The organism is Thalassobacter sp. 16PALIMAR09 (assembly GCF_000765485.1).
GTDB classification, from domain to species: Bacteria; Pseudomonadota; Alphaproteobacteria; order Rhodobacterales; family Rhodobacteraceae; genus Thalassobacter; species Thalassobacter stenotrophicus.
Window position 1 is genome coordinate 1 of record NZ_JHAK01000019.1, and the last position, 11,298, is coordinate 11,298.

General features: G+C 63.5%; 13 protein-coding genes. All 13 read left to right on the forward strand.

All coding sequences use genetic code 11. The annotated features are described in order from the left end of the window. A partial coding sequence (locus tag PM04_RS16760; RefSeq protein ID WP_038009014.1) for a major capsid protein occupies positions 1-716 on the forward strand: 716 nt, incomplete at its 5' end. A 12-nt stretch (positions 717-728) separates the two neighbouring features. Next, positions 729-1,040, forward strand: coding sequence for a hypothetical protein (locus PM04_RS16765; protein WP_038009016.1), 312 nt, complete (start codon positions 729-731; stop codon positions 1,038-1,040). Then, complete coding sequence (locus PM04_RS16770) at positions 1,037-1,687, forward strand: DUF6441 family protein (RefSeq protein ID WP_038009017.1); 651 nt, start codon at positions 1,037-1,039, stop codon at positions 1,685-1,687. Before PM04_RS16765 ends, PM04_RS16770 begins: the two co-directional genes overlap by 4 nt. Positions 1,688-2,059: 372 nt before the next feature. Next, a complete protein-coding gene (locus tag PM04_RS16780) occupies positions 2,060-2,485 on the forward strand; it encodes a hypothetical protein (protein WP_038009022.1) in 426 nt (141 codons plus the stop codon). 25 nt (positions 2,486-2,510) lie between these two features. Then, positions 2,511-3,452: a phage tail tube protein gene (locus tag PM04_RS16785; RefSeq protein WP_038009024.1), complete on the forward strand. Its 942-nt coding sequence runs from the start codon at positions 2,511-2,513 to the stop codon at positions 3,450-3,452. Further along, positions 3,452-3,814: a hypothetical protein gene (locus PM04_RS16790; protein WP_038009025.1), complete on the forward strand. Its 363-nt coding sequence runs from the start codon at positions 3,452-3,454 to the stop codon at positions 3,812-3,814. Before PM04_RS16785 ends, PM04_RS16790 begins: the two co-directional genes overlap by 1 nt. 182 nt (positions 3,815-3,996) lie before the next feature. Then, positions 3,997-4,155 carry a hypothetical protein gene (locus PM04_RS18125; RefSeq protein ID WP_200880380.1) on the forward strand — a complete coding sequence of 53 codons (159 nt, stop codon included), beginning with the start codon at positions 3,997-3,999 and terminating at the stop codon, positions 4,153-4,155. Further along, positions 4,148-6,586 carry a phage tail tape measure C-terminal domain-containing protein gene (locus PM04_RS16795; RefSeq protein WP_038009028.1) on the forward strand — a complete coding sequence of 813 codons (2,439 nt, stop codon included), beginning with the start codon at positions 4,148-4,150 and terminating at the stop codon, positions 6,584-6,586. Before PM04_RS18125 ends, PM04_RS16795 begins: the two co-directional genes overlap by 8 nt. Before the next feature lies 1 nt (position 6,587). After that, a complete protein-coding gene (locus PM04_RS16800) occupies positions 6,588-7,175 on the forward strand; it encodes a hypothetical protein (RefSeq protein ID WP_038009030.1) in 588 nt (195 codons plus the stop codon). A 16-nt stretch (positions 7,176-7,191) separates the two neighbouring features. Beyond that, positions 7,192-7,752 carry a hypothetical protein gene (locus PM04_RS16805; protein ID WP_038009031.1) on the forward strand — a complete coding sequence of 187 codons (561 nt, stop codon included), beginning with the start codon at positions 7,192-7,194 and terminating at the stop codon, positions 7,750-7,752. Next, a complete protein-coding gene (locus PM04_RS16810; RefSeq protein WP_038009033.1) occupies positions 7,749-8,162 on the forward strand; it encodes a hypothetical protein in 414 nt (137 codons plus the stop codon). The genes PM04_RS16805 and PM04_RS16810 overlap by 4 nt, the downstream gene beginning before the upstream one ends. Before the next feature lie 15 nt (positions 8,163-8,177). Next, positions 8,178-10,724, forward strand: a complete 2,547-nt coding sequence (locus PM04_RS16815) for a phage tail protein (protein ID WP_038009035.1) — start codon at positions 8,178-8,180, stop codon at positions 10,722-10,724. Next, positions 10,725-11,298, forward strand: a 574-nt coding sequence (locus PM04_RS18030) for a tail fiber domain-containing protein (protein WP_161785924.1), incomplete at its 3' end; no start/stop codon positions are given.

Here is an 11,298-nt window from a genome sequence, read left to right on the forward strand (position 1 = left end):
CGTTAGGCGTCTCGGATGCAGCTGACCCGCTAGTCGAAGTGATGAACCGCAAGCTAACGCTCATGCGCCGCAAGCATGCTCAGACCCGCGAATATATGGAGATGAATGCGCTGCGCGGCATCGTGAAGGACGGCGCGGGCACCACACTCTATGATTATTTTAGCGAGTTTGGTCTGGAAAAGATCTCAGTCGACTTCGTCTTCGGTACCGCTGGAACGAATGTGCAGGGCAAGGTCCGAACCGTCCTGCGCGGGATCGAGGACAGCCTTCTCGGCGAAACCATGACGACAGCCCATGCGCTGGTGAGCTCGGAGTTTTTTGATAAGCTGATCAGCCACCCCAAGACCGAAGAAGCCTACAAGTTCTTCTCGGCGACCGGCGGCCAGCCCCTGCGCGAGGACATGCGCCGCGCTTTCCCCTTCGCCGGTATTCTCTTTGAGGAATACAACGGCTCAGTCACGCTCTCGAATGGGGCAACAGAGCGCTTGATCCCCGCAGGCGAAGGCATCGCTTTCCCTCTTGGGACCTTCGACACCTTCACCACCTATGGCGGCCCGGCCAATTTGCTAGAGACCGCCAATACTGTCGGCCTACCGCTCTACGCGCGGCAAATGATGGACAACAAGGGCCGCTGGATCGATCTCATGACCGAGGCCTCGATCCTGCCGGTGAACAAGCGCCCGCGGCTGGCCATCCGGCTCTTCAGCTCGAACTGAGGCACGAAAGCAATGACGGCATTTGCCGGGGCCCTCGATCTGCTCTTCGCCGATCCAAACCTCGCCCAAGAGGCCTGGCATCGCGACTGCGAGGGGCAGTTCACCCGCATCCGCGTCATCATGCGCCGCAATGATGATGTGACCACATTCGGGGCCGCGCGTCTGGTCTCAGAGATACTGCGCTTTGATGTGCGTGTCTCCGAACTCCCCGCACCCCGGCCCGATGAGCAGGTCCTTTTCGGCGAGGAAACCTTCCTGATCCAGGGCGAGCCGATCCGTGATCGTGAGCGCTTGATTTGGACAATCGAGGCAACGCCCGCGTGAAACTCGACCTCTCAATCGCAGGCGATATCGTCGCTTCCATGCAAGCCGAGATCCTTGCTGGTGAAAAGGCCGTGACCAAAGCCATGAAGGTGGCTGGGAGCAACCTAAAGTCAGACTGGCGCGCACAGGTCACGCGGGCTGGCCTGGGCCGACGCCTCGCGAATTCAATCCGGAGCAAAACCTACCCAAAATCTGGCGAAAGCCTAAAAGCGGCGGCGCTGGTCTGGTCGAATGCACCCCAGATCATTGGGGCGCATGACACCGGAACCTTGATCCGATCGAAGGACGGGTTCTGGCTGGCCATCCCCACGCCCGCGGCCGGTAAGGGCGCGCGCGGTAAGGCGCTCACGCCAGACGCATGGGAGCGGCGGCGCGGACTGCGTCTGCGGTTTGTCTATCGGCGCAGGGGGCCAAGCTTGCTGGTGGCAGATGGGCGGCTGAACAGCCGTGGGCTGGGCGTGGCGTCTCGGTCCAAAACGGGCCGTGGGCGGAGCACGGTGCCGATTTTCCTCCTGGTGCCGCAGGTGAAACTCGCCAAACGGCTCAATCTGGCGCGGGACGCTAAGCGCGCGGAGGCAGCGATACCGGGGCTGATTTTGGCGAATTGGATGGAGGCGAAGAAGCCACGATCGTCAATCACGGCTTAGAATAGAAGAGCAGCAAGCTCTTTTCGGAATTGCAGTGCTTGCATGGGGTTTGGGCGCCTATCTGCTCCAGCGTTAGGTTCAGAAGCTTGGCATAGTTTGCAGCCAGATTTGCAGCACTGTGCTTTGTTTTCTTCAGGCATTTTGGGTTCTGACAGAGCGCGTTCACATCGTATCCGTAGCCCGCCGCTTGGAGAACCGTTAGCGCCTGATCAACCGGCGGCGGTTTCTTATAGACAGTCCGAACCGTACTGCCGTTCCGATATCCGCCTTGTTGAGCAGTACTCCAACCGTGGCTTGGCTTTCGAGTCATCGCGTTCCCGCCCTTTTGCGAGTTTCCGCTAAATCTAAAGGTCAACAAGGCAGAACTCAACAATGCCCACAACCCGCGAAACCATCCTGACCGCCCTGGCGGACCTGCTTAGGACGATCCCGCATGTGCCTATTCTGCGCGGAGAAGTTCTACCGGAACGCATCCCACCCGCAGGTCTCATGATCCTGCGCGACGGCACCCCGGGAGAGCCAGGCGTGACGTTGTCACCGCTGACCTACCATTTCCAGCATCGCGCTGAACTCGAGATGATCGTGCAATCAGCAACGGATAGGGACGCCCTTTTCGATGCGCTTGTCGCTCAGGTCGCCGCTGTGATCGCCGCAGACCGGACTTTGCGGGGTCTATGCGATTGGGTCGAGCCGGAGGCTGCTGAACCTGTCGATCTTCCGGTTGAGGGGGCCGCCTCTCTGAAAGCCGGGATCATTCCGATCACCCTTCACTACGCGGCCAGTGACGCGCTGGGCTGAGCAGACCAATTCAAGGAGAAACACCATGGCACGAGCCCAAGGGGCGCGGGCGCAGATGGCGCTGGCGTTCGAAACGACCTATGGCACGCCGCCTGTGAGCGGCTACACCAAGATGCCCTTTGCCAGCACGACGCTGGGAGCCGAGCAACCGCTGCAGACCTCAGAACTCTTGGGCTACGGCCGCGATCCGCAGGCGCCGATCAAGGATGCGGTGACGGCGGATGGCGATGTGGTGATCCCCATCGATGCCGAGGCGTTTGGCTTCTGGCTGAAGGCTGCTTTTGGCGCGCCCACGACCACTGGCGCGGAAGCGCCCTATACCCATGAGTTCCCCTCCGGAAACTGGGCGCTGCCGTCGCTCTCGGTCGAGACCGGCATGCCCGAGGTACCGCGCTATGCCATGTATTCCGGCTGCATGGTGGACAGCCTGAACTGGCAGATGGCGCGCTCCGGGCTGCTGACGGCAACAGCCAGCATCGTGGCACAGGGCGAGGCCATTGCCACGACCAGTGCGGTAGGGACACCCGCCAATATCGCGCTGAAACGCTTCGGGCATTTCAACGGAGCGATCACGCGGAACGGATCAAACATCGGAAATGTCGTGTCCGCTGACCTGACCTATGCCAACAACCTCGATCGCATCGAAACCATCCGCCCAGATGGGAAGATCGACGGTGCAGACCCGTCGATTGCTGCACTGACCGGCAATGTTGTCGTGCGTTTCGCTGACCAGACGCTGGTGACACAGGCGATCAACGGCGAGGCCTGCGAGTTGGAGTTCTCCTACACGCTCACCACGGGCGAAAGCCTGACCATTACGGCCCATGCGGTTTACCTGCCGCGCCCCCGGATCGAGATCTCAGGCCCACAAGGTGTGCAGGCGACTTTTGATTGGCAGGCGGCGAGCGATCCGGTGGTGGGCCGGATGTGCACCGTCACACTCACAAACACCCGCGAGGATTACTGATGCTGCGATTAAATCTGTCCACAGAACTGCGCTGGCTTGACCTTGGCCATGGCGTCCGCCTGATGGTAGAGCCCCTGACCACCGCTATTATGTTGGCCGCGCGGAGCGATCCGACGATCGTTGCGGCAGCCGGTGATGCTGATAGCAGCGCTACTAACGATGACCTCGCCCGCATCGTGGCCAAGGCCGTCGCGCGCATCGTCGTCAAGGATTGGGAAGGCGTGGGCGACGAAGATGGAAAACCTCTGCCGCTGACGCCCGAGGGCATCGACGCACTGCTGGAGATCTGGCCGATCTTCGAGGCATTTCAGACCAAATACATCGCAGGCGCGCTCATTCTGGACGCGGAAAAAAACGGCTGACCGCTCTCGCCGACTGGGAGTTCGGCGGGGGCGGTGACTATTGCGCGGCGTGCTCCTACGAGGAGAGCGCCCATGCTTGCGCGGAATGCCCCAGAGCCCTTCATGCGCCATGCACACTTGAGGGATGGCAGATCTGGGATCTGGTTCAGCGCCTCGGCGGACAGGTGCGCGTTGCCGGCGGGATGAGCGGAGGAGCGGTCTTGGGCTGGGACATGGGCACAGCCCTGCAACTTGGGACGGCACTTGGGCTCCAGCCCCTTATCATCGCAGAACTGCTGCCGCCCATCGAGGCGGTGATGGTGCGCAAGGCAAACGAAGAGGTCAAACACCATCATGGTTGAAAAACGTGTCTCTGTCCGCCTCTCCGCGACTGGTGGACGCCAAGTGCGCGCCGAGTTGGAAGGCGTCGGTGCAGCCGGGTCGCGCGGCATGGGGCGCCTCAGCCGCGAACTAGACCAGGCAAACGCGCGGATGGCGGCATTCGCGCGCCGGGCCCGGATTGCGGCGACTGCTGCCGCCACGGCGCTCGCTGCTGCTGTTGTCGCGATGACCCGCTCGACCGTTGCTGCCGCTAATGAGAACGGCCAGCTCTCCCTGGTGGCGAATGCCAATCCGGAAGTGTTCCAGCGCTGGTCAGCGGCTTCGGCCACGGTGGGGATCGAGCAGGAAAAGCTCGCCGATATCCTGAAGGACGTGAACGACCGCGTCGGCGACTTCCTGCAGACGGGCGGCGGTCCTATGGCGGATTTCTTCGAGAACATCGCGCCAAGGGTGGGGGTGACGGCCGATCAGTTCGCCCGGCTCTCGGGGCCGGAAGCCCTGCAACTCTACGTCGACAGCCTGGAGCGCGCAGGTGTCAGCCAACAAGAGATGACCTTCTATCTCGAGGCCATGGCCTCGGACGCCACGCGGCTGATCCCGCTGCTGCAAAACGGCGGGGCGGAAATGACGAGGCTCGGGGCGCAGGCACGGGCGCTTGGCGCGGTGCTCGACGCTGATGCCATCGCCGCCATGCGCCGGTCGGAACTCGCGCTGGTCAGCATCGGTCAGGTCTTCGCTGGGGTCCGCAACCGGATTGCCGTGGCGCTCGCCCCGTCGCTGGAGGCAGTGGCCAATGCGTTTGTCGCCCTTGCGTCCAGCACCAGCCCGATCAGCAGGGCCTTTGAAACGGTGCTGGCCAACCTTGATCGGCTCGCGATTTACGCAGGCACCTTCACCACCTTCCTTGCTGGTCGCTGGGTTGCCGCGATGGCTGTCGCGGCACTGTCGGTGCGGGGTTTGGCCACCACCCTGGTGTTCCTAAAGGGCGCGCTCATCCGCACCGGCATTGGCGCGTTGATCGTCGGCGCAGGCGAACTGGTCTACTGGTTCGCCCGGTTGGCCTCCAGCGCAGGCGGCTTTGGCGCGGCTATGGGCCTCTTGAAAGACGTCGCGGTCGAGGTCTGGGACCGGATCAAGATGGGGGCATCAAGCGCTGGGGCTGCGGCCACGGCTATGTTCTACGATCTGAAGGCTGATGCCGCGAGTGGTATGTCCGGCGCCATCGAGAGTGTCGTGGCTTTTGGCAACACTACCGCCAACACATTTGAGGGTGCGCTTTTGGCCGTGCGCGAGATCTGGTCGCGCTTGCCGGATGTGATCGGTGATCTGGTCTTCTCGGCCGCCAACCGCATGCTCGATGGGATCGAGGCCATGCTGAACGGCGCGATCCGCAGGATCGACGCCTTCACGGGACGCATCCGCGATGCGCTTGCCGCAGTCGGCATCGAGACCACCTTCGGTCAGATCGGCGAGATCAGCCTCGGCGATATCCCGAACCCCTTCGCGGGTGCTTCCGCAGATGCGGGAACGGCTGCGGCGGAGGCGTTTCGCCGAGCCTTCGAGGACAACCCGCTCACGGCCCCTGACCTTGGGCTCGACGCAATCGCCGCCGAGGCGCTGGCCACTGCGAACACCTACCGTCAGGCGGCAACCGATCTCGCCAATGGCGCGACGGCACCGCTCACCTCGTGGGGCGCGCTGCGTGACGCCGTTGCAGGCACCGGCGAAGAGGGCGCAGCGGCGCTGGATGAGGCGACTGGATCAGCAGATCGACTGTCGGATGCCGTGGGGCGCGCGGGAGGGGCTGCGGGCAGCGCCGGGGATCGGATCGCCACCGGTTGGCGTGCAGTCTCAGAATCTCTTCAAGCCTATGCCACGGATGCGCTGAACTGGGGCAAGGGTCTCGGTGAAACCCTAACCAGCGCCTACAGTGGTGCTGAAAGCGCGTTCCGAAGCTTCGTCGAGACCGGCAAGTTCGACTTCAAGGGCCTCGTTCGCTCGATCCTGGCGGACCTTGCAGTTCTGTCCTTCAAGCGTGCGGTGCTGGGGCCCATCGCCTCGGCGCTCTCCGGCATCTTTGGCGGCGGGTCCGTTGCAGCGGCCGTCTCGCATGCGGGTGGCATCGTCGGGCTGTCAGGCCACAGTCGCTCGCTACCAGCGCTGGCTTTCGCAGCGGCGCCCCGGATGCATTCCGGCGGTTGGGCAGGTCTCCGCCCCGACGAAGTCCCGACGATCCTGCAACGCGGGGAACGGGTGCTGAACCGCCGCGAGGCGGCGAGCTACGGCCGAGTCAGCGCTGGCGCGGGCGTCACCGTGAACATCGACGCGCGCGGTGCGCAGATGAGCGTGGCTGAGCAGATCGACGCACGCCTTCGCGCGGCGATCCCAGAGATCGCCCGCATCGCCAAGGAAAGCGTGGCCGATGGCCGACGCCGGGGTCAGGTGATCTGAGATGGCCATTCCTGTCTTGCCGCTGACGCTCGTGTCCTCCCTCGAGCGGAGGCTGATTACGTCTGTGGCCGAGGCACGCTCGCCCTTTACCGGCACGTCCCAGATCCAAGATTGGGGTGCGTCGTGGTGGGAATACCAGATCGAGATGGCGGTGACCCAAGGGGCTAATGCTCGGCGGCTTTCGGCCTTCTTCACCGCCCTTGGTGGAGTGCGCGGCCGGTTCCTCTTCCCCGATCCCTCGATCGAAGTGCCGGTGGCGGCGGGCAATCCTTACGTGACCGAGGTGCAAGCTGCGGGAGCCTCCACCTTGCGCACGGCTGGTTGGGGACTTGGCCTTCGCGCGGGGGATTTCTTCCAACTGGGTTCGGATGCCACCACACGGCTTTATCAGCTAACGGCGGATGTGGTGCCCGTGGGCAGCGAGGCGACGCTCACCCTCGTGCCGCCGCTTCGGGCTTCCGTGCCGGTCGGCACGCTGCTCGGCCTTGAGACCCCGTCTGTTCTATTGCGCCTGACGGCCCCGGTCCCCTCGGTCATCAGCCGGGCGGATCAGCATCGCTTCACGATCTCCGCCCGCGAAGCCCTTTAACCAGCGAGGCCCTCTAATGAGTCGTGATCTCACCGTCGCCTTTGCCACCGCGCTGGCCGATCAAAGCCTCCGTCCGGTCATCTTCTTCGAGGGCCAGTTTGCGACCGGCTGGGTGCGTATCTGGTCGGGACTGGGAGAGGTTAGCTGGAACGGTCAAAGCTGGGCTGGGGCTGGATCGCTCTTAGGCCTTGGAGGCATAGACGAGACCGGGGAGGTGGTGGCAGGCGGCACGGCTGTATCGCTTTCCGGCGTGCCGCTGGACCTTGTGCAGATGGCAATCGATGAAGCGCGTCAGGGGCTGCCGGGCCGGATCTGGCTGGGGCTTCTGGCCGAGAATGGCAGCATCATCGCCGATCCGGTTCAGGCCTTCTCGGGCCGGCTCGATGTGCCAGAAATCAAGGATGACGCGGACACCTGCACGATCACCATAAGCTACGAGAGCCGTCTCATTGACCTGGCCGTGGCGCGGACCTGGCGCTACACGCACGAAAGCCAGCAGGTGCTGTTCCCGGGCGACCTTGGCTTCGAATATGTGACCGCGATCCAGGACCGCGAAATCACCTGGGGGCGCGGATGATGCTCCCCCGCGTTGACCACTGGGAACGCCTGCTTGCATCGGCGATCGATACCGCACGGGCAAAGCCCTTCGTCTGGGGCATTCATGACTGCCCGACATTTGCCTTCGAGACGCGCATGATCCTGACTGGCGGTGAGGATGTCGCGGCCCTCTGGCGCGGGCGCTACACCACCGCGCTCGGCGGCGAACGTGTGATGCGCCGTCTGGGCTGGGCCTCGCTCGAAGAAATGGGGCGCTCCCTTTTGGGCGAACCACGCCCGTCTGTCCTTCTTGCTGGGCGCGGCGACATCGTTCTGGCCGACACCGGTCTTGGCTTCGGCATATGCAACGGGGCCTCGGCAGTTGGCATGGCCCCTAAAGGCCTCGTGACCGTTCCACTGACCTCTTGCCGACTTTCCTGGCCCATCTGAACGCGGACCCAATCCATGCCTTTCATCGTGACAGCCGTCACCGCGATCGCGGGGGCGATCAGCGGCGTATTGGCTGCAGGCGGAATTGGTGCGGCACTTCTGCGGATCGGCGGCACGCTTCTGCTGTCCTACGCGGCGCAGGCCCTGATGCCAAAGCCGCAGACCACGATGCAGCCGCGGACGGTGACGATCCGCGAGCCCGTGGTGCCGCGCGACCTTGTCTATGGCCGCACCCGCAAAGGCGGCGTCATCGTCTTCCTGCATTCCTCGGGATCAGACAATAAATTCCTCGATCTGGTCATCGTGCTGGCCACGCATCGGGTCAAATCGATTGGGGCCATCTATTTCGAAGGCGAAGTGGCGGTGAGTGCCGCTGGGATCGCGCAGTGCCGCTGGGCCGGAAAGGTTGTCGTCGAAAAGAAACTCGGCGCCGCCAACCAGACCGCTTTCGCGGGCCTCAAGGCAGCGCTGCCGGACAAGTGGACCGAGAGCCATCGGCTTCGGGGCTGTGCCGCGATCCGGCTGCGCCTCACCTACGATCAGGACGCCTTCCCGGGTGGGATCCCGAACATCACGGTGGATCTCGAGGGCAAGGACGACATCTGGGACCCGCGGACCCAAACCGCGGGGTATTCCGAAAACCCCGCGCTTTGTCTTGCCGACTATATGGCCAACCCGACCTGGGGCATTGGCGCGCGTATCGGTCAGCCCGACGGGATCGATGAAATGTCCTTGGTCGAGGCCGCGAACATCTGCGACGAGATCGTTCCCCTTGCAGGCGGCGGGTCTGAGCCGCGCTACGCCTGCAACGGGGTGATCACGCTCTCTGAAGCTCCGAAGACGATCATCGAGGGGATGCTCTCATCCTTCGCCGGGCGCTGCGCCTTCTCGGGCGGGTCCTGGCGCATCCATGCAGGGGCATGGCGCGCGCCTGATGTGACGCTCACCTCGGAGCATGTGCGCGAAGGTGGGCTGACCTTGGCCACGCGCGTGACGATGTCCTCGAACTTCAACGGCGTACGCGGTCAATTTGTCAGCCCCGAAAACGATTGGCAGCCGGATGACTTCCCGGCCTATGCGAGCGATGTCTATCTCGCCGAGGATGGTGGTGAACGGAAATGGCGCGATATCTCACTGCCCTTCACGATCTCTGCCGCCATGGCGCAGCGGCTGGCCAAGATCGAGCTGGAACGCGCACGTCGACAAATGACGGTGCGGCTGTCGGGCAAGCTTTCCGCCTGGGCGGCCACCGTCGGGGATGTGGTGACGCTCTCCTACGCCCGGTGGGGCTTTGCCGCCAAACCCTTCGAGGTGCATGGGGTGAGCCTTGACCTGACCGCCTCGGGCGATGGGGCATTGTTGCTGCCGGAACTGGTCCTGCGGGAAACCTCGCCTCTCGTCTATGACTGGTCGGCGTCCGAGCAGCAGATCTACGCAGCTGCCCCACGAACGGCACTGCCCAATGCTTATGACATCCCGGCGCCCGGTGCACCGCGGGTCACGGAAAATCTCTATGTCACGCGGGACGGGGGCGGGCTGAAGGTTCTGGCCAAGATCAGCTGGGAGGCCGCACCTTCAGGATTTGTCGCGGCGTATCAGCTTCAGGCAAAGCCGGAAGATGGTGCCGACTGGGTCGACTATGGCCGCACCGACGGCGTGAGCTTGGACATCCGCGACATCGCGCCGGGGGCTTGGGCCTTCCGTGTCAAGGCGATCTCGGTTTTGGGTGTCTCTTCAAGCTGGCAGACGAGCACAGCCGAAATTCTTGGCCTGACCGCGCCACCCGCGCCGCTCGAACACGTCACACTGCAAACAGCGGGCGGCCTTGCGATCCTCAAATGGACGCGGTCGGTGGATCCCGATGTCCGTGTAGGCGGCAACATCGTGATCCGCCATTCTAAAGAAGCGACGGCCACTTGGGCCGACAGCTATTCGATGGACAGGGTCTCGGGCGGTGAGGCCATCGCTGTCGTGCCTCTAAAACCCGGGACCTATCTGGTGCGGGCTGAAGACAGCGGCGGCCGTGCGGGCCCGGAAACCCGTGTTTCGACCAAGGGCGCGCAGGTGCTAGCCTTCTCGACCTTGGACTTCTTGCAAGCTGATCCTGGTTTTGTTGGCTCAAAAACCAACCTGCAGGTGACAGGGTCAAACCTAACGCTTGCTACAGAAACCGCAAATGGCGTGACGCAAGTGACGGCGATGGAGGGGGAGTATGGCTTTGCGGCCGGGCTTGATCTTGGCGCGGTAACACGCGTGCGCCTGCGCTCGGAGATTGGCGTGGCGGCGCTCGCGCTCAATGACCGGATCGATGCGCGCACCGCGCTCATGGACACCTGGGCGGATTTTGACGGATCAGCTGGTGCCGAAATCGATGTCCTTTTTGAAATCCGCGAGACCGATGACGATCCGGCAGCTTCGCCGAACTGGGGCCCCTGGGGCCGTCTCGATAACCATGAAATCGAAGCCCGCGCAGTGGAAGCGCGGGCGCATCTAACGACGAAGGACGCGTCTTATACGCCGATCGTCTCACAACTGCGGCTTTACGCCGATGAGGTGGCCTAAGTGCAGACATCTAGCTTTGTCATTGCTAATGACGCCGGGGCCGCGGTTCGGGCGCGGATCAATGAGGTAATCGCGGCCCTGCAATCGACCAGTGCTGGGGCCTCGGCCCCGAGTGCCGCCGTCGCGGGCATGCTTTGGGTCGACACCTCAGTCTCACCGCCAGTGCTCAGGCGCAGGAACGCCACCAACACGGGCTGGGACGCGCTCTTGGATGCGGCGAGCAACCTGGCAGGGCTCGCGAACACGGCCGTGGCGCGGACAAACCTTGGCCTCGGGAGCATAGCGACCAAGTCCGCGGCGGACTATGACGTGGCGATCGCGGCAAAAGCCGCGCTGTCCGGCGCAACTTTCACCGGCGTCGTCACGGCCCCGAACTTCGTCTCCTCATCCGACGCACGGTTAAAATCCGAGGTCGCAACCATTGCCGACGCACTGGCACTGGTCTGCGCCTTGCGCGGCGTGCGCTTCACGATGGACGGCACGCGCCAGATCGGCGTTGTTGCACAGGAGGTCGAGGCAGTCCTGCCCGAAGTGGTGCAAGTGGACGCTCAGACCGGTCAGCTCTCGGTCGCTT